This window comes from Massilia sp. BAP21 (genome assembly GCF_057801335.1).
The window spans coordinates 5,676,979-5,696,711 of sequence record NZ_CM173596.1; the positions used below are offsets into that span (position 1 = coordinate 5,676,979).

At 68.0% G+C, this 19,733-nt stretch carries 17 protein-coding genes; 11 read left to right on the plus strand and 6 right to left on the minus strand.

Annotated features, from left to right (window positions below; genetic code table 11):
* The first annotated feature begins 6 nt into the window (after positions 1-6).
* Entirely contained in the window at positions 7-1,347 is a 1,341-nt protein-coding gene (locus ACWYRN_RS24720; protein ID WP_488690428.1) for an erythromycin esterase family protein, read from the plus strand.
* A gap of 74 nt (positions 1,348-1,421) precedes the next feature.
* On the opposite strand, the gene ACWYRN_RS24725 is transcribed toward ACWYRN_RS24720, so the two are convergent.
* Complete coding sequence (locus tag ACWYRN_RS24725) at positions 1,422-2,060, minus strand: zinc ribbon domain-containing protein (RefSeq protein ID WP_488690429.1); 639 nt, start codon at positions 2,058-2,060, stop codon at positions 1,422-1,424.
* A 278-nt stretch (positions 2,061-2,338) separates the two neighbouring features.
* Here ACWYRN_RS24725 and ACWYRN_RS24730 point away from each other — a divergent pair, with 278 nt between their 5' ends.
* Both ACWYRN_RS24730 and ACWYRN_RS24735 read left to right on the plus strand, forming a co-directional pair.
* Positions 2,339-2,818, plus strand: coding sequence for a (2Fe-2S)-binding protein (locus ACWYRN_RS24730; RefSeq protein WP_488690430.1), 480 nt, complete (start codon positions 2,339-2,341; stop codon positions 2,816-2,818).
* Positions 2,815-5,049 (plus strand): xanthine dehydrogenase family protein molybdopterin-binding subunit, encoded by a 2,235-nt coding sequence (locus ACWYRN_RS24735; RefSeq protein ID WP_488690431.1) that lies wholly within the window; start codon positions 2,815-2,817, stop codon positions 5,047-5,049. The genes ACWYRN_RS24730 and ACWYRN_RS24735 overlap by 4 nt, the downstream gene beginning before the upstream one ends.
* A gap of 161 nt (positions 5,050-5,210) precedes the next feature.
* On the opposite strand, the gene ACWYRN_RS24740 is transcribed toward ACWYRN_RS24735, so the two are convergent.
* From ACWYRN_RS24740 to ACWYRN_RS24760, 5 genes are read right to left on the minus strand one after another with little or no spacing between them, the layout of a single operon-like run.
* On the minus strand, positions 5,211-5,558 hold the full coding sequence (locus ACWYRN_RS24740; protein WP_488690432.1) for a hypothetical protein: 348 nt from the start codon (positions 5,556-5,558) through the stop codon (positions 5,211-5,213).
* 57 nt (positions 5,559-5,615) lie between these two features.
* The gene (locus tag ACWYRN_RS24745; RefSeq protein WP_488692886.1) at positions 5,616-6,008 is read right to left on the minus strand and encodes a RidA family protein; all 393 of its coding nucleotides are present in this window, start codon (positions 6,006-6,008) and stop codon (positions 5,616-5,618) included.
* Positions 6,009-6,016: 8 nt separating this feature from the next.
* The gene (locus tag ACWYRN_RS24750; protein ID WP_488690433.1) at positions 6,017-7,195 is read right to left on the minus strand and encodes an acyl-CoA dehydrogenase family protein; all 1,179 of its coding nucleotides are present in this window, start codon (positions 7,193-7,195) and stop codon (positions 6,017-6,019) included.
* Positions 7,196-7,223: 28 nt separating this feature from the next.
* The gene (locus ACWYRN_RS24755; protein WP_488690434.1) at positions 7,224-8,078 is read right to left on the minus strand and encodes an enoyl-CoA hydratase family protein; all 855 of its coding nucleotides are present in this window, start codon (positions 8,076-8,078) and stop codon (positions 7,224-7,226) included.
* A gap of 14 nt (positions 8,079-8,092) precedes the next feature.
* Complete coding sequence (locus ACWYRN_RS24760) at positions 8,093-10,501, minus strand: bifunctional salicylyl-CoA 5-hydroxylase/oxidoreductase (RefSeq protein WP_488690435.1); 2,409 nt, start codon at positions 10,499-10,501, stop codon at positions 8,093-8,095.
* 295 nt (positions 10,502-10,796) lie between these two features.
* On the opposite strand from ACWYRN_RS24760, the gene ACWYRN_RS24765 reads away from it, so the two are divergent.
* The 8 genes from ACWYRN_RS24765 (at position 10,797) to ACWYRN_RS24800 (ending at position 19,717) form a co-directional block, all read left to right on the plus strand.
* On the plus strand, positions 10,797-11,030 hold the full coding sequence (locus tag ACWYRN_RS24765) for a hypothetical protein (RefSeq protein ID WP_488690436.1): 234 nt from the start codon (positions 10,797-10,799) through the stop codon (positions 11,028-11,030).
* Positions 11,027-13,261: a hybrid sensor histidine kinase/response regulator gene (locus tag ACWYRN_RS24770; protein ID WP_488690437.1), complete on the plus strand. Its 2,235-nt coding sequence runs from the start codon at positions 11,027-11,029 to the stop codon at positions 13,259-13,261. Before ACWYRN_RS24765 ends, ACWYRN_RS24770 begins: the two co-directional genes overlap by 4 nt.
* 240 nt (positions 13,262-13,501) lie before the next feature.
* Positions 13,502-13,924, plus strand: coding sequence for a GtrA family protein (locus tag ACWYRN_RS24775; protein ID WP_488690438.1), 423 nt, complete (start codon positions 13,502-13,504; stop codon positions 13,922-13,924).
* The gene (locus ACWYRN_RS24780; protein WP_488690439.1) at positions 13,921-15,003 is read left to right on the plus strand and encodes a glycosyltransferase family 2 protein; all 1,083 of its coding nucleotides are present in this window, start codon (positions 13,921-13,923) and stop codon (positions 15,001-15,003) included. Before ACWYRN_RS24775 ends, ACWYRN_RS24780 begins: the two co-directional genes overlap by 4 nt.
* Entirely contained in the window at positions 15,000-16,703 is a 1,704-nt protein-coding gene (locus ACWYRN_RS24785; RefSeq protein WP_488690440.1) for a 6-pyruvoyl-tetrahydropterin synthase-related protein, read from the plus strand. The genes ACWYRN_RS24780 and ACWYRN_RS24785 overlap by 4 nt, the downstream gene beginning before the upstream one ends.
* 112 nt (positions 16,704-16,815) lie before the next feature.
* A complete protein-coding gene (locus ACWYRN_RS24790; RefSeq protein WP_488690441.1) occupies positions 16,816-17,862 on the plus strand; it encodes a polysaccharide deacetylase family protein in 1,047 nt (348 codons plus the stop codon).
* On the plus strand, positions 17,859-18,452 hold the full coding sequence (locus ACWYRN_RS24795; protein WP_488690442.1) for an arsenate reductase/protein-tyrosine-phosphatase family protein: 594 nt from the start codon (positions 17,859-17,861) through the stop codon (positions 18,450-18,452). Before ACWYRN_RS24790 ends, ACWYRN_RS24795 begins: the two co-directional genes overlap by 4 nt.
* Complete coding sequence (locus tag ACWYRN_RS24800) at positions 18,452-19,717, plus strand: carboxylate--amine ligase (RefSeq protein ID WP_488690443.1); 1,266 nt, start codon at positions 18,452-18,454, stop codon at positions 19,715-19,717. Before ACWYRN_RS24795 ends, ACWYRN_RS24800 begins: the two co-directional genes overlap by 1 nt.
* Positions 19,718-19,733: the final 16 nt, after the last annotated feature.

Sequence of the window (19,733 nt, forward strand, 5' to 3'; positions counted from 1 at the left end):
GAGCGCATGGTCACGGCAACCGACATCGGCGCGGCCGCCCTGGCCGACGCCGCCCACCCGCTCACCGGTGGGCCCGGCGACTACGACGCCCTGCTCAATCTCGTGGGCGACGCCCGCTTCGTGCTGATCGGCGAAGCGACACACGGCACCCATGAGTTCTACGAGGAACGGGCGCGCATCACCCAGCGCCTGATCCGCGAGAAGGGCTTCACGGCCGTGGCGGTCGAGGCCGACTGGCCGGATGCCTACCGTGTCAACCGTTACGTGCGCGGCGAGGGAAGCGACCAGAATGCCGACGAAGCCCTGTCCGGCTTCGAGCGCTTCCCCGCCTGGATGTGGCGCAATACCGACGTGACCGCCTTTGTCGACTGGCTGCGCACGCATAACGATGGCCTGCGCGCCGGGCCCAGGGTCGGCTTCTACGGGCTCGATTTGTACAGCCTGTTCACCTCGGTGCGCGAAGTGCTGGACTACCTCGACAAGGTAGACCCGACCGCGGCCGCGGAAGCGCGCCGCCGCTACGCCTGCTTCGACCATTACGACGAAGATAGCCAGCACTACGGCTACGCCACCGGCGTCGGCCTGTCCGAATCCTGCCAGCAAGGCGTATTGAAGCAGTTGCAGGAACTGCAGGGACGCGCCTTCGATTACATGCAGGCCGATGGCGCATCGAGCGAAGACGCCTTTTTCTACGCCCAGCAGAACGCACGCCTTGTGAAAAATGCCGAGGAATACTACCGGACCATGTTCCGTGGCCGCGTGTCGTCCTGGAACCTGCGCGACAGCCACATGGCCGAAACCCTGGACGCGCTCACGCGCCACCTGTCGCGCGACGGCGAGCCGGCCAAGATCGTGGTCTGGGAACATAACTCCCACATCGGCGACGCCCGCGCCACCGATGTCGGCAACCTGGGCGAATGGAATGTCGGCGAACTGGCGCGCAAAGCCTATCCGGGCCAGACCTGCTTGATTGGCTTTTCTACCTACGACGGCCACGTGACGGCGGCATCGGCATGGGACGGCCCGGCCGAGCGCAAGCGCGTGCGCCCTGCCCTGCACGGCAGCTACGAGGAATTGTTGCACCACGTCGGCCTGCCGCGCTACTGGCTGAACCTGCGCGACGACACGCCGGTGCGGCGCATCATGATGGAGCGTCGCCTGGAACGCGCGATCGGCGTGCTGTACTTGCCGCGCACCGAGCGCCAGAGCCATTACTTCAACGCCCAGATGGCCCAGCAGTTCGACGCCGTGATCCACATCGACCGCACCGAAGCGCTGGTGCCGCTGGATGCGACCAGTGGCTGGCATTCGGGGGAACCGCCGGAGACCTACCCGGAAGGGATCTAGAAATCAGGCCACGGCAGCCGAGCCGGCGTCCGGGCCTGATTGCTCGATGCACCTCGGGCGACCCGGATACTTGTTCAGCTCTGCCGTGTACCGCACTCGGTACAAAACTTGGTTCCCGGCTGCAGCAGCGTCGGGCAACTGATGCAGGACACCTGCTGCGCCATCTTGAATCCGCATTCCGGACAAAACTTGGCGCCGTGGGTCTCGGCGCGGCATTGCGGGCAGACCAGTTGCATGGCTTGCGTGACGTCGCGCCGGGCGCCGCGCACCTTGCCTTCGTCGTTGGCAATTTCCGATGCGGCACTGACTTCGCCCTGGGCGCGGGCCTGCGAAATCTTCACGTTGACGTTCGGCGCGCAGTTGTAGCAGAGGCCGTTCTGGCTGTCGAAGCAGGTGGCGCACACATAGTCGTGGCAGTTGCCGCAGCGGTTGAAGTGGGCCTTGCCGGCCGCGATGGCTTCCGTAAACGCTTCGTCGCGTGCGCTGTGCCAGCCGGCCTGCGCCATGCCGGACAGCACGTTGCTGGCATTGCCCAGCATGCCACCGAACATGCTCGCCCCTTTTTGCAGCCAGCCCGAGGCCTGGGCGCTGCGGTAGGGCTTGAAGTGCGTGCGCCAGCGGTCGCTGCAGCGCTCGCAATAAAACTCGAACTGGAACCCGGCGTCGACGCCTTGCGAATCGCTCAGGTCACGGTAATTGTTTGAGAACTGCATTTCCGACATATCGGTGGCCACTTGTCTGTACAGGGAGAAGCCGATTATATCCACTTAGCAAAAAAACAGCAGCTTCCCGCCGCGCCCGGACCGCAAGCGTCGCATGGCCGCCACGCCGCGCCTGTACCGCACATCCAGGGAACATGAGGTCGCGCCCTGCCACACTTGACGCGCACCGCCTTGCAACAATTTGCTAACAATAAACTCATCGACCTGTATTTTTTTCTTGTCGGCTTTTGGTAGCATGCTCAGGTTTATCATCCGGCAAGGAACGGTTCATGAGTAAATTTACGCTGAATATCAACGGCAAGCGCCAGCAAGTCGATGTCGAACCCGATACCCCGCTGCTCTGGGCCCTGCGCGATTCGCTCGGACTCGTCGGCGCCAAGTATGGCTGCGGTGCCGGCATGTGCGGCGCCTGCACCGTCCACATCGACGGCGTGCCCACCCGTTCCTGCCTGATGCCGGTCTCCAGCCTGACCACGCAAAAGATCACCACCATCGAGGGCCTGGACAAGCAGCACCAGCACCCGCTGCAGCAAGCCTGGCAGGAACTCGACGTGCCGCAATGCGGCTACTGCCAGTCGGGCCAGATCATGACCGCCTGCGCCCTGCTGAAACAGCACCCGAAGCCAAGCGACGCCCAGATCGACGAGGCCATGGCCGGCAACCTGTGCCGCTGCGCCACCTATACCCGCATCCGTGCCGGCATCCACCGCGCCGCCGAGATCGCGCAAAATGGAAAGGGCAAGGCATGAACGCGCCGCTATCACTTTCGCGCCGCCGCTTCCTGGGCACGAGCGCCATCGGCGCCGGCGCCCTGGTCATCGGCTTCGGCCCGACCGGCGCGCTGGCCGCGCCGGGCAACGCCTCTGGCGCCGCCAGCTTCGATCCGAACGCCTTCATTTCCATCGACCGCAAGGGCATCGTCACCCTGGTGTCGAAGCAGCCGGAAATCGGCCAGGGCATCAAGACCTCGCTGCCGATGGTCATTGCCGAGGAACTGGAGATCGACTGGAAGGACGTGCGCATTGTCCAGGGCGACCTGAATCCGGCCTACGGCAGCCAGGGCGCCGGCGGCTCGACCTCGACACCGACCAACTACGAGAACTTCCACCGCCTGGGCGCGGCGGCGCGCACCGTCCTGGTGCAGGCCGCGGCCCAGACCTGGAAGGTTCCGGTCAGCGAGTGCAGCGCCGCGCATGGCGCCGTCGTCCACGGCCCGACCAAACGCAAGCTCGGCTACGGCGCCCTGGTGCCACTGGCCGCCACCCTGCCGGTGCCGGACGCGGCGCAGGTGCAGCTGAAGGACCCGGCCAGTTACAAGCTGCTGGGCACGCGCATCGGCGGCGTCGACAACGCGGCGATTGTCAGCGGCAAGCCGCTGTTCGGCATCGACATCCAGCTGCCCGGCATGCTGTACGCGGTGTACGCCAAGTGCCCGGTGTTCGGCGGCAAGCCCGTGAGCGCCAACCTGGACGCGATCAAGGCCATGCCGGGCGTGAAGGATGCCTTCATCATCGCGGGCAGCGACAACCTGAACGGCCTGCGTCCGGGCGTGGCCATCGTCGCCACGTCGACCTGGGCCGCCTTCAAGGCGCGGCGTGCGCTGGAAGTGAAATGGGACGAAGGCGTGGGCGCCGGCCACAGCTGGGCCGACTTTGCCGCCCAGGCCGGGGCCGCTGCCGGCAAGCCGGGCACGACCACCCTGCGCAAGGATGGCGACGTTGCCGCCGCCTTTGCCGGGGCCGCGAAAACAATCGAGGCCAGCTACCGCTATCCCTTCATTTCGCACGCCAGCATGGAGCCGCAGAACTGCACCGCCTGGTTCAAGCCGACCGAAGGCACGCTGGAACTGTGGGCGCCGACCCAGAACCCCGGTTCCGGCCAGGCCCTGGTGACCACCACCTTCGGCATTGCGAAGGAAAAAATCACCCTGCACATCATCCGCAGCGGCGGCGGCTTTGGCCGGCGCCTGAGCTCGGACTTCATCGTCGAGGCGGCAGCCATCGCGCAAAAAGTGAATGCCCCGGTGAAGCTGACCTGGACCCGCGAAGACGACTTGCAGCACGACCATTTCCGTCCCGGCGGCTTCCACCACCTGCGCGGCGGCGTCGACGCCAACGGCAAGCTGGTCGGCTGGCACAACCACTTCGTCACCTTTGCCAACCGCGTCGAGCGCGACGGTAAAAGCATCCTGCAGCCGGGCAGCGGCGGCAGCCTGTCCGGCGACGAATTCCCGGGCCGCTGGCTGGCCAACTGCCTGCTGGAACAAACCGCCCTCGAATGCCGGATTCCGATGGGTCCGTGGCGCGCGCCGGGCAGCAGCGTGTTTTCCTGGGTCTTCCACAGTTTCATCGACGAACTGGCCCACGCGGCCGGGCGCGATCCGGTGGAGTTCCGCCTGGAACTGCTGGGCGACAAGGACATCGTCGCGGGCACCGGCGAACGCGGCCAGCCTTACAGCGTGTCGCGCATGCGCAATGTGCTGAAGGAAGTGGCGGAGAAGTCGGGCTGGGGCAAGAAGACTTTCGCCAAGGGGCAAGGCGCGGGCGTGGCCTTCCACTTCAGCCACCGCGGCTACGTGGCGGAGGTGGCCGAGGTCACGGTGTCGAAAGAAGGCCAGCTGAAGGTCGACCGCGTGGTGGTGGTGACCGACATCGGCGCCCAGATCGTCAACCTGAGCGGCGCCGAGAACCAGGTGCAGGGCTCGGTGATCGACGGCTTGTCGACGCTGATGTATCCGGAACTGAACATCGAGAAGGGCCGTGTCGTGCAAAGCAACTTCCACGACTACAAGCTGCTGCGCATGCCGGACACGCCGACGAAGATCGACATCCACTTCCTGAAGACGGATTACCCGGTGACGGGCCTCGGCGAACCCGTGCTGCCGCCGCTGGCGCCGGCCGTGTGCAATGCGATCTTCGCGGCGACCGGCAAGCGGGTGCGTGAGCTGCCGCTCAGCAAGACGGACTTGAGCTGGAGCTGAGCGGCGTTTGTTCCGGTGGGTTCACGCGGAAATCGACCGTAGGGTGGACCGGGCCACGAAAGGCGGCTATGCCGTCCACGCGTTCAACCACAGGAAGATTCGTCGTAGGATTGCAGACGCTAGTTGAACGCGTGGACGGCGAAGCCGTCCACCCTACAAGGCTACAGGGCCGAGCCGCTGCGCTGGGCGGCGGCGTGCGCAGGGTCGTTGTCCTTGCCGCCGTGGTACTCGATGATCTGGGCGGCGCGGGCCGCCTGCGCGGCATCGAGCGTGGTGACGGTAATGATGCACTTGCCGATCTCCAGCCCCGGCGTGTACACATCCTTGTAATCGGTGCCGCCCTTCACGGCCGGCGAATCGCCCACCGTGAAATTCGCTTCCGAGGGACCGGCTTCGTCACCGGTATGGCTGATCTCGATGCCGTTGGCATCGAATCCTTCGCCCAGCAGCGCCTGGCGTGCGCGCTCGGCTTCTTCGACGGTTTCCACTACACGTACGATCTGGTTCATGGCTGCTCCATTGTTACGGTTAAAACAACCGTACCAGAATCGGGCAGGCGGCGGCGCTCAGTCGGGGATCACTGCGGTCACCTCGATCTCGACCCGCGCCCGGTCTTCCATCAAGCCCGCCACCTGCACCGCGCTCATCGCCGGATAGTGGCGCCCGATGAGGTCGCGGTAGGCCGCGCCCAGTGCCGCGCCGGCGTCCAGGTATTCGCGCTTGTCGAGCACATACCAGGTCATGCGCACGATGTGCTGCGGTCCGGCCCCGGCCTCGGCCAGCACCGCCAGGATATTCGCCAGGGCCTGGCGCGCCTGGCCGACGAAATCGTCGGTCTGGAAGCGTCCTTCGGCATCCCAGCCGACCATGCCGCTGACGTGCACCTGCACGCCGCGCGCCGCGACGCCGTTCGCATAGCCTTTCGGGCGCGGCCAGCCCGGCGGCTGCAGTATCCGCAGCAGCTCGCTCATGGCGCGCTCCCGGCCAAGGCTTCGCCCAGCAGCTCGCGCGCGATGATCAGCTGCTGCACTTCGCTCGCGCCTTCGTAGATGCGCAGCGCGCGGATGTCGCGGTACAGCATCTCCACCGGCTGGCCGCTGACCACGCCGAGCCCGCCAAACAGCTGCACGGCGGCGTCGATCACGGCTTGCGCGTGCTCGGTGGCGGTCAGCTTGGCCATCGCCGCCGCCTTCGTGACCCGTTGCCCGCGGTCGCGCTCCCAGGCGGCGCGGTAGGTCAGCAGCGCGGCGGCGTCGATCTTCGTCGCCATGTCGGCCAGCCTGGCCTGGGTCAGCTGGAAGTCGGCCAGGGTCTTGCCGAACATGCGGCGCGACCTGGCCCGGGACAGGGCTTCGTCGAAGGCGCGCCGCGCGAAGCCGAGCGCGGCGGCGGCCACCGAGGTGCGGAACACGTCGAGCGTGGCCATCGCCACCTTGAAGCCCTGCCCGCCCGCGCCGATGCGCCGCCCCGCGGGAATCCGGCAGCTCTCGAAGCGCAAGCGCGCCAGCGGGTGCGGCGCGATCACCTCGATGCGTTCGGCAACCGTGCAGCCCGGCGTATCGGCGTCGACGACGAAGGCCGAGATGCCGCGCGCGCCCTCGGCCTCGCCCGTGCGCGCGAACACGACGTAGAAATCGGCGATGCCGCCGTTCGAGATCCAGGTCTTTTCGCCGTCCAGCACGTAGTCGTCGCCATCGCGCCGCGCGGCGCAGGCCAGGGCGGCCACGTCCGACCCGGCATCCGGCTCGGACAAGGCAAACGCCGCGATCGCGGAACCGGCGGCCACGCGCGGCAGGTAGCGCGCTTTTTGCTCCTCGCTGCCGAACAGCGCGATCGCGCCGCTGCCCAGGCCCTGCATGGCAAACGCGAAGTCGGCCAAGCCGGCATGGCGCGCCAGGGTTTCGCGGACCAGGCAGATGCTGCGCGTGTCGATGGCATCCTGCGCCCCGCCGTAGCCGCGCCCGCCGACCGCGTGGCGCAGCCAGCCGGCTCCACCAAGTTCGGCCACCAGCGCGCGGCAGGCGGCGTCGACGTCGTGGCCATGCCCCATCGACAGGTGTTGGCCGGCCCAGGCATCGAGCTCGCGCGCCAGCGCGGCGTGGCGCGGCTCGAAGAAGGGCCAGTCGAGATAGCTCGTGTCGCTCATTCAGTCTCCTTCAGTCGCCTCGGTCGCCTCAGTCACCTTCGAAGCGCGGCGTCTCGCGCGCCACGAAGGCGTGGTAGGCGCGGTGGAAATCGTTGGTCGCCATGCAGATCGCCTGCGACTGGGCCTCGGCCTCGATGGCTTCGTCCACGCCCATGTTCCATTCCTGCTGCAGCATCTTCTTGGTCATCGCATGGGCGAAGGTGGGACCGGACGCCAGTCCGGCGGCAAAGGCCCGGGCCTCGGCCAGCAAGTCGTCCGGCTCGACCAGGCGGTTCAAAAAGCCCCAGCGCTCGGCCTCCTCGCCACGCAGAGTGCGTCCGGTGTAGAGCAATTCGGCGGCCCGCCCCTGCCCGATCACGCGCGGCAGCAGCGCGCAGGCGCCCATGTCGCAGCCGGCCAGGCCGACCCGGGCGAAGAGAAAAGCGGTCTTGCTGCGCGCGGTGCCGTAGCGGATGTCCGAGCCCAGTGCCAGCATGGCGCCGGCGCCGGCGCAGACGCCGTCGATGGCGGCGACGATCGGCTGCGGGCAGGCGCGCATGGCTTTCACCACGTCGCCGGTCATGCGGGTAAAGGCCAGCAGGCCGGGCATGTCGAGTTCGGTGAGCGGCCCGATGATCTCATGCACGTCGCCGCCCGAACAGAAATTGCCGCCACTGCCGGCCAGCACCACGGCGCGCACGTCGTCGGCCAGCGCCAGCGCGCGAAACAGTGCGCGCAGCTCGGCATAGGAATCGAAGGTGAGCGGGTTCTTGCGCTCGGGCCGGTCGAGGGTGAGCGTGGCCACGCCCTCCTCCACCTCGAACTGGAAATGCTGGGCCGGGTAGCCGGCCAGGCTGCCGCGGTGGCCGGGCAGCGCGTGCGGCTCGCCCCTCAGGTAACGCATGGTGTGCTCCTCGTTCAGGTGTCGGAAGGCCGCGCCGGCGGCACGGCGGCCTGCTGGCGCTCGCGCTCGAGATTGCGTTCGAGCTGCAGCTTGCCGGCCCGGTACTGCTTCGGCCAGGCCGCGCCGGTATAGCCGATGCGCGCCGCCTCGGTCAGGGTCCAGGCCGGATTGGCCAGGTGCGGGCGCGCCACCGCGCAGAGATCGGCGCGGCCCGAGGCGATGATGCCGTTGGCGTGGTCGGCCTCGTAGATCGACCCCACGGCAATCGTCGGGATGCCCGCCTCGTTGCGGATGCGGTCGGCGAACGGGGTCTGGAACATGCGCCCGTAATGCACTTCCTCGAGGCGGCTGACCTGGCCCGAGGAACAGTCGATCATGTCGGCCCCGGCGGCGCGGAACAGGCGCGCGATTGCCACCGCGTCGTCGGGCGTGATGCCGCCTTCGACCCAGTCGTGGGCCGAGATGCGCACGCTGATCGGCAGGTCCTGCGGCCAGACGGCGCGCACGGCCGCGAACACCTCGAGCGGGAAGCGGCAGCGGTTGTCCAGGCTGCCGCCGTAGCCGTCGCCGCGGCGGTTGGTCAGCGGCGAAATGAAGCTCGATAGCAGGTAGCCGTGCGCGCAGTGCAGTTCCAGCCAGTCGAAGCCGGCCTCGCGCGCCGCCAGCGCCGCGCGCACGAAGTCGGCGCGGATGCGCAGCATGTCGGCCCGGCTGGCCTCAAGCGCCCATTGCGACACGCCCGCGATGTACTGCTGGCTTGACGCCGCCACCAGCGGCCAGTTGCCGGTGACGAGCGGCTGGTCGATGCCTTCCCAGGCCGGCCGGGTCGAGCCCTTGGCGCCGGCGTGGCCGAGCTGCACGCCGATCTTCGCATCCGAGTTCTGGTGCACGAAGTCGACGATGCGGCGCCAGGCCGCCGTGTGTTTTGGTGCATATAAACCCGGGCAGCCCGGCGTGATGCGGGCGTCGCTTGACACGCAGGTCATCTCGGCCATCACCAGCGCCGCACCACCGAGGGCGCGCGCGCCCAGGTGCACCAGGTGGTAGTCGCCCACCAGGCCGTCGACCGCCGAATACTGGGCCATGGGCGAGACCACGATGCGGTTCTTCAGCACCACGCCGCGCACCCGGTAGGGTGTGAACATTGGCGGCGGCGCGGCTTCCTCGTCGTCGGGCGCATGATGGAAAGTATCGCAGCGCGGCGGTTGCCCGGCCTGCTCGCAGGCGCGCCGCGCCAGCCAGCGCTCGAAGCCGGCCACGTAGGCCGGGTCGCGCAGGCGCAGGTTTTCGTGCGACAGGCGCTGGCTGCGCGTGAGCAGCGAATACGCGAACTGCTCGGCTTCCATGGCGCTGTAGCGCGCCACGTTCTCGAACCATTCCATCGAATTGCGCGCCGCGCTCTGCAGCTTGAGCACCTCGACCGCACGCGCGGCGCGGTAGCCGTCGAGCACGGCGGGCAGCTCGGCCGCCGTACGGCCGCGGCAGCGCACGGCGAGTTCGATCGCGTCTTCCAGCGCCAGCTTGGTGCCCGAGCCGATCGAGAAGTGGGCGCTGTGGGCGGCGTCGCCGAGCAGCACGATCGGCAGGCAGCGCCCGTCGAGATCTTCCCAGTGCACCCACTCGCGGCACACCAGGCGCGGAAAGCGCGCCCACATGGCCGCGCCGCGGCTCTCGATGCGGTCGTGGCCGGCGGCGGCCAGCAGCGGGTGGCCGTCCAGGTGGCGTGCGAACAGGCGCTCGCAGAAGGCCAGCGTCTGGGCGGTGTCCAGCCCCTCCAGCCCGGCGGCCCGCCACACGCTTTCCGGGGTCTCGACGATGAAGGTCGAGGTCGTGTCGTCGTAGCGATAGGCGTGCGCCTGGAACCAGCCTTCTTCGGTATGCTCGAACGCAAAGGTAAACGCATCGAAGCGCCTGGTGGTGCCGAGCCAGACGTAGCGGCAATGGCGCTGGTCGATCTGCGGCTGGAAGGTGGCCGCGTGGCGCGTGCGGATGCGGCTGTGGATGCCGTCGCCGGCGAGCAGCAGGTCGGCATCGAAGCGGCGCGCCAGGGCCAGCTCGTCGTCCACCGGGGTGTCGAACAGCAGGCGCACGCCCACTTCCTCGCAGCGCGCCTGCAGGATGGCCAGCAGGCGCCGGCGGGCGATGCCGCAAAAGCCATGGCCGCCAGACGTCACGGTGCGGCCCTTGAAATGGATGGCGATGTCGTCCCAATGGTTGAAGGCGCCGAGGATGGCCGCGGCGCTGGCGGCATCGGCGGCCTGCAGCTTGCCCAGGGTCTGGTCCGAGAACACCACGCCCCAGCCGAAACTGTCTGCGCGGCCGTTGCGCTCGACCACGGTCACCTCGTGCGCCGGATCGTCCTGCTTGAGCAGCAGCGCGGCGTACAGGCCGGCCGGTCCACCTCCCACGCACACGATCTTCATTGCAGCTCCGGTTATCGATCCTGCAGCATATTAGATGAGCATATAGTTTAGATGTCAAATACTTCCACGAAGGCCGTGAAAAAAATCGCCGTGGCTGCGTTGCCCCGTGGCGCCCTGCGCTCTTCCTGGCTTCGGCCGGCCCCTGCCCTGAGGTTTGTTTCACATCCTCTACAAACGGGGCCCCATGCTTCGATTGGGCGCCGCTATTGACCTGGAATTTAGTACAATCAGGAAATGTTGTGCTGGCCGATACACTGAGAAACATTTGGAATCGCCTTTTCCTTTTATAAGAACGATGAACATCTCGCAAAGGATTGCCCACTCCCGCCCACTGGCCTCTCGCGCCATGCACGGCCGCGTCGAACGCCAAGCCCTTGGCGGCTGGACTCACGCGACCGGCGCCCAGGCAATCGTCGACGCAAGCCACGAGCACCTTTCGTTCGGTACCGCGCACGCCCGCTTTGCCGCGCAGCGCAACGGCGTGCGCCGCGTGATGGCCTTTGGCGACCGGCGGGCCGCGCTCCAATGAAGCCGTCCGCCTCCTTCCTGAAGCTGAGCAGCCTGCGCAGCCGGCTGATGCTGCTGGTCGCGCTGGCGATCCTGCCGCTGGCGGTGATGACCGTGGTCGGCGGCATGCGCGAGCGCGAGCAGGCGGTCCAGGCCTCCGAGGAAAACCTGCGCCGTCTGACCAACCTGGCCGCGGCCAACGAAGCCCAATCAATCGAGCGCGCGCGCCAGATCCTGGTCGACCTGGCCAGCGTGCCCGACCTGCTCGGCCCCACGGCCGGCTGCAACGCCCTGCTGGCCGATGTCCTCGACCGCAACGAAGGCTACGTGAACTTCGGCCTGATCCAGCTGAACGGCGACGTCAGCTGCAGCGCGGTGCCGATGCTGCATCCGGTGAACCTGGGCGACCGCAGCCACTTCAAGCGCGCCATCTCGGAACGCCGCTTCATCGCCGGCGACTACGTGTTCGGGCGCGTGATCCGGCGCCACACGATCAACCTCACCTACCCGGTGATCGACCGTTCCGGCACCGTGGCGGCGGTGGTATTCGCGGCCATGGACCTGGCCGGCCTCGACACCTTCGTGAACGACATCAACCTGCCGCCCGGCTCGGTGCTGGTGACGGCCGACGCCAACGGCACCATCATCTCGCGCCGCCCCGACCCGGAACGCTGGTTCGGCTCGCGCGTGCCGGCCCGCCTGCGCGAGGCGATGCAGGGCGCCGGGCGCCGCGCCGTGGTGATCCAGGACGAGGACGGCGTCGAGCGCCTGCACACCTTTGCCCGCGTCGGCGCCCCCACCCTGTCCGACTACACGGTGACGATCGGGATTCCGACCGAGATCGTCACCGCCGGCGCGCGCCGCGCCCAGCTGATGTCGCTGGTCGGCCTGGCCGCCACCACCATGCTGGCCCTGCTGGCCGCCTGGCTGGCCGGCGACGTGCTGATCGTACAGCGCGTGCGCAAGCTGAAGGACACCGCGACCCGCATCGCCGCCGGCGATCTCGATGCACGCTCGGGCATCGCCTACGAGCGCGAAGAGATCGGCCAACTGGCCGAGGCCCTGGACGGCATGGCCGCCATCCTGCAGAAGAAGGAAGCCGCGCGCGGGCTGGCCGAACGCGAACTACGCGCCGCCGACCAGCGCAAGGACGAGTTCCTGGCGATGCTGGCGCACGAGCTGCGCAATCCGCTGGCGCCGATCAGCACCGGGGCGCACCTGCTCAAGCTGCTGCACTCGGATAACGCCCAGATCACGCAGACCTGCGCCATCATCGCGCGCCAGGTCGAGCACATGACCGGCCTGGTCGACGACCTGCTGGACGTGTCGCGCGTGACGCGCGGCCTGGTCTCGCTGTCGACCCAGGTCCTCGATTTGCGCAAGGTGGTCGACGACGCCGCCGAGCAGATCCGGCCCCTGATCGCCACGCGCCGCCACACCGTGGTGCTCGACCTGCCGCTGGACGCCGCCACCGTCAAGGGCGACCACAAGCGCCTGGTGCAGGTGGTGGCCAACCTGCTGAACAACGCCAACAAGTACACGCCCGAAGGCGGCCGCATCGAACTGCGCCTGCGCCAGGAGGATGGCGACTACGTGCTGACCGTCAGCGACGACGGCATCGGCATGGAGCCGGCGCTGGTGGCGCGCGTGTTCGACCTGTTCAGCCAGGCCGAGCGCACCCCGGACCGCTCGCAGGGCGGCCTGGGCCTGGGCCTGGCGCTGGCCAAGAGCCTGGTCGAGCTGCACGGCGGCAGCGTGCAGGCCGAAAGCGCCGGCCTGGGCAAGGGCAGCAGCTTCACGGTGCGCCTGCCGCGCCACACCCAGGACCTGCCGGTGTCGATCGCCCAGAGCCGCGGCCAGGCCACCGCCGCCACGCCCCTGAAGGTGCTGCTGGTCGACGACAACCTCGACGCCGCCCACACCCTGCAGCTGTTCCTGGGCGCCGGCGGGCACACGGTGGAAGTGGCCTATTGCGGCGCCGACGCGGTGGACGTGGCGCGCGTGTTCGAGCCCGACGTCTGCCTGCTCGACATCGGCCTGCCCGATTTCGACGGCAACGAACTGGCGCGCCGCCTGCGCCGCATGCCGCAGTCGACCGGCGCCACCCTGATCGCCATGACCGGCTACGGCCGCCAGCAGGACCGCGAAGCGGCAATGGCGGCCGGCTTCGACCACTACATGGTCAAGCCAGTGAATACGGTGGAACTTTCCGACCGGCTGGCGGAGGTGGCGGCGCAGCAGCATCCGCGCTAGCGCACCGCGTCAACCAACCACGAGCCCGGCCCAGCGAACGCTGCGCCGGGCTTTTTCTTGCCCGCGTGTTAATCCTATCCCGCACCGCAGCACGATTGAATTTCAGAAAATCAACTTTCTGTATTGACTCCTGTATAATTTGAACAACAACCAATCAAGCAATTGAAGCCTATGCATGACGGGTGCTAGCATGCGTCATTACACCTGACCTTGCTTTCCCGCCTAGCCGGGCCATGCTCCATGATCGACAACCATGCCCGCCCACGTATGCCTTCCCTGCTGCGCCAGCTGAACCACCAGTTCCTGCGCTTTGCCGCCGCCGGCGCGCTGGGCACCGCCTGCCACTACCTGGTCCTGCTGGCCCTGAGCGCCGGCGCCGGCATCGCCCCCGGTCCTGCGGCCGCCTGCGGCGCCCTGGTCGGCGCCGTCGTGAACTACTGGCTGAACCGGAACCTCATTTTCCGCAGCGAGCGCCGCCATGCCGAAGCCCTGCCCCGCTTTGCCGCCATGGCCCTGTTCGGCGCGCTCCTCAATGGCCTGATCGTCGGCGCCCTGGCGCGGCTCGGCCTGCATTTCATGGCGGCGCAGGTCTGCGCGACGCTACTGGTCCTGGTCCTGAATTACGTGATAAGCAAAAAATGGATATTTCCAAGCCAACGATGAATACCCTCGCCCAGCCCGCGGTGCCCGATTCGCTACTGAACCCCGCCCTGAATCCGCGCCCCGCCGCGCACCTGCCCAGCATCTCGGTGGTGGCGCCGGCCTACAACGAGCAGGAAGTGCTGGGTGAATTCCACCGCCGCGTCAGCGAGGTACTGGTAAAACTCGGCTGCGACTACGAGATCGTGCTCGTCAACGACGGCAGCCGCGACCGCACCCTGGCCCTGATGCACGCCCTGCGCGAGCGCGACCCGCACGTCGCCGTGGTCGATTTGTCGCGCAACTTCGGCAAGGAGATCGCCCTCAGCGCCGGCCTCGACCACACACGCGGCGAGGTCGTGGTGATCCTCGACGCCGACCTGCAGGACCCGCCGGAACTGATCCCGGCCATGCTCGAGGGCTGGCGCGAAGGCTACGACGTCATCTACGGCGTGCGCACCAAACGCGACGGCGAAACCTGGTTCAAGCAGCTCACCGCCAAATACTTCTACCGCTTCATCAAGTCGGTCAGCCGGGTGCAGATCCCGACCGACACCGGCGACTTCCGCCTGATGACGCGCCGCGCCGTCGAGGCCGTGGGCAAGCTGCGCGAGGAGCATCGCTTCATGAAGGGCCTGTTCGCCTGGGTCGGCTTCCCGTCGCGCCCGCTGCATTACCGACGCGAAGCGCGCGTGGCCGGCACCACCAGCTGGAGCTACTGGAAGCTGTGGAACTTCGCCCTCGAGGGCATCACCTCGTTCACGGTGGCGCCGCTGAAGGTGGCGACCTACCTCGGCCTGTCGGTGGCCGTGCTGGCCCTGCTGTTCGCCGCCTTCGTGATCTGGAAGGCGCTGGTGTTCGGCGAGCCGGTGCGCGGCTACCCCTCGCTGATGGCGGTGGTGCTCTTCCTCGGCGGCGTGCAGCTGATTTCGGTGGGCCTGCTGGGCGAGTACGTGGGCCGCATCTTCAATGAGGTCAAGCAGCGTCCGCTGTACCTGGTGAACCGCCTGCTCGGCTCGGACATGGGCGCGGCCGGGGCAGAATCGCCGGCCGCCGCCCAGCATGGCTCGCTGCCCGAGGCCCAGCCCCGGGTGCATCCATGACCCTGGCGCGTCGCCAATCCTGGCCGGGCCTGCTGGCCATCTGCGCCATGACCGTGCTGCTCTGGCTGTACGCACTGGCGACGCTGCGCCTGCCCTACCAGGTCGACATGCTGGTCCACCTGCGCTGGGCCGAACAGTTCCTGGCCGCGCTGCGCGAAGGCTGGCTGCTGCCGCGCTGGGCATATGCCTCGATCGAGGGCCTGGGCGACCCCACCTTCTTTTATTACCAGCCGCTGTTCTATTACCTGACTAGCGGCCTCCAGCTGCTCGGGCTGCGCAGCGAAGCGGCGCTGGTCGGCGCCGCAATGGTCCCCTCGCTGCTGCTCGGGATCGTGGTGCGCCAGCGCTTCCTGCGCGGCTACCGCCCCGGCCCGGCGCTGGCGGGCACGCTGTTCGTGCTGGCCTGCCCGGTGCTGCTGTTCCTGGCGGTGCAGATGGCGGCCTATCCCTGGACCCTGGCCCTGCCCTTCTGCCTGCTATTCGTGGCCGAGAGCGTCCGCACCGGACCCGGCGCGCAGCCGCGTGCGCCGCAGCTTGCGCTACTGCTGGCCCTGGTCTGCCTCAGCCACCTGCTGAGCGCCCTGATGGTCCTGGCCTGCACCGGCCTGGCACGCCTGGCGCTGGCCTGGCCGACCCGGCGCACCCTGGCCAGCCACCTGCACTGGAGCGCGGGCGTGCTGCTGGGCCTGGGGCTGGCCGCCTTTTTTGTGTGGCCAGCCGTCACCCAGCTGCACCTGATCAACCCGGACGGCTGGACCGGCGGCGCCAACTTCGACTGGCGCCGCGCCTTTGCCCTGCCCACCTTCTCGTTCCTGGCGCACGGTTTCCGCTGGTTCGCGATCCAGGGGCCGCTGTCGTTGCTGGCCCTGGTGCTGTGCCTGTTCGTGCTGTATTCCAGCCGCCGCGCCGCCACGCCGGGTTCGGCCGGGGCGCGCAAGCTCGCGGTCGCGGCGCTGGCGGCAATGCTGCTGGCGAGCGAACTGGCGTACCCGCTGTACGCGCTGCTCGAGCCGATGCGCAAGATCCAGTTCCCCTACCGCTACATGTTCCTGGCCCTGCTGCTGGCGAACATCGCGCTCGTCATCGAGCTCAACGAAGGCGCCTGGCGCCGCTGGAGCACGCCCCTCCGGGTGCTGGCCGTGGCCCTGATGGCGGCGCAATGCGCCATGACCCTGCAGCTGCAGCTGGGCATCGTGCGCGGCGGTAAACCGATTCCCGAAGCGGCCAGCTTCATGCAGGGCCGATTTGGCCAGCCTGAGTACATCCCGGCGGTGCGCGGCCCCGAGTGGAAGGCTTACCTGGCCGGCGGCAAGCTGGGCGGCGAATGCGCACGCCTGGGCATCGCCTGCAGCCAGACCCTGAACCGGACCCACGAGCTGGCCTTCGCCATCGACACGCCGCGCCCGGTCGCGCTGCGCCTGCCACTGCTGGCCTATCCGGCCTGGACCATGACGGTGGACGGCGAACGGCGCCCATTGGCGGCCGACCCGGCAACCGGCCTGGTGCTGGCAAACCTGTCATCCGGCCGTCATACGGTGGCGCTAAGCTGGGTTGGATTGCCTGCGGAAACGGCGGGACGCATCGCCAGCGCCCTGGCCTGCCTGGCGTGGCTGGTGTGGTTCCTGGCTCTACGTCGCCGTGCGCGGACGGCGCCGGTGGCGCTGGAAGCCGGCGCCGGGCGGCTCATGCATACTGGATAAACAGGAACCGGGCGAGGAGCGCGGCGCGGGGAGGCCGCGCACGGTTGGTGACGGCTGGAAAGTTGACCACCATGCTATGATCCGCAGTATTTTTTTGGCATTTTTTCATACCATGCGCACACGTGTCTGCATCACCATCGATACCGAATTCAGCATCGGCGGCGCGTTTTCCAACGCCGCCCGGACGCCCGTTGCCGAGCCCCTGGTCTGGTGCGAGGTCGGCGGCCAGTCGCAAGGCCTGGGCTTCATGCTCGACACCTTCGGCCGCTACGGTGTGCAGGCCACGTTTTTCGTGGAAACCCTGCAGCGCAATTATTTCAAGCACGACCCGATGCGCGCCATCGCGCGCCAGATCCACGACCAGGGCCACGAGGTGCAGCTGCACTCCCACCCCTGCTGGACCATGTTCCAGCGCGACGACTGGCGCGAAGTGGCGAGCAAGGGCCGCCCGAAAGACAATTACCACAGCCGCGACATCGACGACTCCGCCGCGCTGATCCAGCAAGGCATCGACACCTTTGCCGACTGGGGCCTGCCGCGCCCGCAGGTTTTCCGCAGCGGAAACATGCACCACGACGACGCCCTGTACCAGGCGCTGGCCAAGGCCGGCATTCCGTATGCCTCGAACGTGGCGGTGGCGATCTTCGACTGCGGCGACGCCAAGTACCGCCTGTACAGCGGCCAGCACGAGCGCCACGGCGTGCGCGAATTCCCGGTGCTGACCTTTGCCGACTGGGCGCTGGGCAGCAAGCAACACATCAAGTCGCTGACCATTGCCGGCTCCAGCTTTGCCGAAACCCGGCGCCTGCTGGAACAGGCGCGCGCCGCCGGCATCCCGCTGGTGGTGATCCTGACCCACCCCTTCGAATACGTGCAGAACCGCGACCTGGCCTTCAGCCAGACCCGCACCAACAGCCAGACCCAGCGCCGCCTGGTCCAGCTGTGCGCCTTCCTGCACGAGAACCGCGACCGTTTCGACGGCTGCGGCCTGGCCACGGCAGCGAATGCGCTGCCGGTATCGGCCCCGTCCGCCGGCAACATCCTGCTGAAGGGCGCCCTGCGGCACACCGTGCCGCGCATGGCGGCCCAGGTTGCCTATCACAAATACGGCCGCTGGCTGCTCTCGCGCAAGCACGGCCCCTATACCCGTCCCACATGAAAGAAACGATAGACCGCCGTTACGGCACCTGGCGCGGCATGATCCGCGCCGCCCTCGCCCACCTGGAACATGCCACCGGCCGCCTGCGCAGCTTTGCATTGCGCGACCCCTCTGGCGTCCGACGCGCGGTCTTCGTTTGTCACGGAAATATCTGCCGCAGCGCCTTTGCACACATGGAAGCCATTCGCCACGGCCTGAACGTGGCCTCGCTCGGCCTGTCGACCAGTACCGGCGGCCGCTCGCCGAAACAGGCGCTGGCCGCGTCGGCGCGCGCCGGCGTCGACATGACCGCCCACCGCGCCACCTCCTGGCCCGACTTCAAGGTGCTGCCGGGCGACCTGTTCCTGGTGATGGAAGTGCGCCAGGCCCACGAAGTGCGGCGCCGCCTGGGCCCGCGCGACGACGTCCAGGTCGCCCTGCTCGGCATGTGGTGCAAGCCGCCCATGCCTCACCTGCACGACCCGTACACGCTGGGCGACCCGTATTTCGACACCTGCTTCGTGCGCGTGCGCGAAGCCGTCGCCAATCTCAGCCTTGATCTGCCGAACGCGCGCATCGAACCACCGACTACCCGTAACAAGACCGCCTGATGGACCGCGCCCAGATACCTGCCACCGCTTCGATTTCCACCCTTCCCGCCGTCGTATTCGGCATCGACACGCCGATCGGCCTGACCATCGTGCGCGACCTCGGGCGCCACGGCGTGCCCGTGTACGGCGTGGCCCGCAACAACGAAGGCCTGGGCCTGTCCTCGCGCTGGCTGCGCCGCGGCCTGGTGCGCGAGGCCGGCGAGGAGGCGCAGGTGGCGCAGCTTGTGAAGCTGGGCCAGGAACTCGGCACGGCCTGCCTGTTCGCGGTATCCGAGGGCGACATCGCGATGCTGAACCGGCACCGCGCGCGCCTCGGCAATTTCAAGATCATGTTCGCCGACCAGGCGCGCCTGGACAGCGTCTTGAACAAGGACCGCACCTACGAGGCCGCCGCGCGCGTGGGCGTACGCGCCCCGCGCAGCGAACAGATCACGCGCCTGGAGGAGCTCGACGCCCTGTGCGGCGTGCTGCGCTTCCCTGTGGTGCTGAAGTGGGCCAATCCGCACGGCGTCGGCGCCAGGCTGCGCCCGCACGGCCTGACGGTCGCCAAGACCCACTACTGCGACACGCCCGAGCAGCTGCGCGCCTACATGGCGCGCTTTGAACCGGCCGGCATCTGGCCGCTGATCCAGGAATACTGCGCCGGCTACGGCCTGGGCCAGTTCGTGCTGATGAAGGACGGCCAGGCCCACTACACCTTCCAGCACCGCCGCCTGCACGAGTGGCCGCCCGAAGGCGGCTTTTCCAGCCAGTGCGAATCGGTGGCGCGCGAGCAGCACGCGGCGCTGATGGAAAAGTCGATCGCCCTGCTGCGCGAGCTGGCCTGGGAAGGCATCGCCATGGTCGAGTACCGCTACGATCCGGTGCGCGACGAGGCTGCGCTGATGGAAGTGAACGGGCGCTTCTGGGGCAGCCTGCCGCTGGCCTACCACGCCGGCGCCAGCTTCCCCTGGCTGTGCTACCGCCTGTTCGGCCTCGGCGAGAACGTTGTCAACACGCCCTACCGCAGCGGCGTGCGCTGCCGCTTCATGGTGCCCGAGACCAAGCGCCTGCTGCGCATCCTGTTCGGGCAAAGCAAGATCAAGGACAAGACCATCCGCTTCCGCCGCCTGCCCGAGCTGGCCGGCTATTGCCTGGATTTCGTACGGCCGTCGAGCCGCTACTACGTGTTCGAGGCGAACGACCCGAAACCCTTCGTCAACGACGTGCGCAACATGCTGGGCAAGGCGCTGAAGGGTGCACGCTCTCGCGGCCAGGGAAACTGACAATTCGACAATGCCG

What these genes read in the sequence shown, in the direction of transcription:
- ACWYRN_RS24780 (WP_488690439.1), top strand. Translation starts at nt 13,921, where the DNA reads ATGAATACCCTCGCCCAGCCCGCGGTGCCCGATTCGCTACTGAACCCC.
- ACWYRN_RS24740 (WP_488690432.1), bottom strand. Translation starts at nt 5,558, where the DNA reads ATGAACCAGATCGTACGTGTAGTGGAAACCGTCGAAGAAGCCGAGCGC.
- ACWYRN_RS24770 (WP_488690437.1), top strand. Translation starts at nt 11,027, where the DNA reads ATGAAGCCGTCCGCCTCCTTCCTGAAGCTGAGCAGCCTGCGCAGCCGG.
- ACWYRN_RS24735 (WP_488690431.1), top strand. Translation starts at nt 2,815, where the DNA reads ATGAACGCGCCGCTATCACTTTCGCGCCGCCGCTTCCTGGGCACGAGC.
- ACWYRN_RS24755 (WP_488690434.1), bottom strand. Translation starts at nt 8,078, where the DNA reads ATGCGTTACCTGAGGGGCGAGCCGCACGCGCTGCCCGGCCACCGCGGC.
- ACWYRN_RS24775 (WP_488690438.1), top strand. Translation starts at nt 13,502, where the DNA reads ATGATCGACAACCATGCCCGCCCACGTATGCCTTCCCTGCTGCGCCAG.
- ACWYRN_RS24800 (WP_488690443.1), top strand. Translation starts at nt 18,452, where the DNA reads ATGGACCGCGCCCAGATACCTGCCACCGCTTCGATTTCCACCCTTCCC.
- ACWYRN_RS24720 (WP_488690428.1), top strand. Translation starts at nt 7, where the DNA reads ATGGTCACGGCAACCGACATCGGCGCGGCCGCCCTGGCCGACGCCGCC.
- ACWYRN_RS24725 (WP_488690429.1), bottom strand. Translation starts at nt 2,060, where the DNA reads ATGCAGTTCTCAAACAATTACCGTGACCTGAGCGATTCGCAAGGCGTC.
- ACWYRN_RS24730 (WP_488690430.1), top strand. Translation starts at nt 2,339, where the DNA reads ATGAGTAAATTTACGCTGAATATCAACGGCAAGCGCCAGCAAGTCGAT.
- ACWYRN_RS24765 (WP_488690436.1), top strand. Translation starts at nt 10,797, where the DNA reads ATGAACATCTCGCAAAGGATTGCCCACTCCCGCCCACTGGCCTCTCGC.
- ACWYRN_RS24790 (WP_488690441.1), top strand. Translation starts at nt 16,816, where the DNA reads ATGCGCACACGTGTCTGCATCACCATCGATACCGAATTCAGCATCGGC.
- ACWYRN_RS24795 (WP_488690442.1), top strand. Translation starts at nt 17,859, where the DNA reads ATGAAAGAAACGATAGACCGCCGTTACGGCACCTGGCGCGGCATGATC.
- ACWYRN_RS24785 (WP_488690440.1), top strand. Translation starts at nt 15,000, where the DNA reads ATGACCCTGGCGCGTCGCCAATCCTGGCCGGGCCTGCTGGCCATCTGC.
- ACWYRN_RS24750 (WP_488690433.1), bottom strand. Translation starts at nt 7,195, where the DNA reads ATGAGCGACACGAGCTATCTCGACTGGCCCTTCTTCGAGCCGCGCCAC.
- ACWYRN_RS24760 (WP_488690435.1), bottom strand. Translation starts at nt 10,501, where the DNA reads ATGAAGATCGTGTGCGTGGGAGGTGGACCGGCCGGCCTGTACGCCGCG.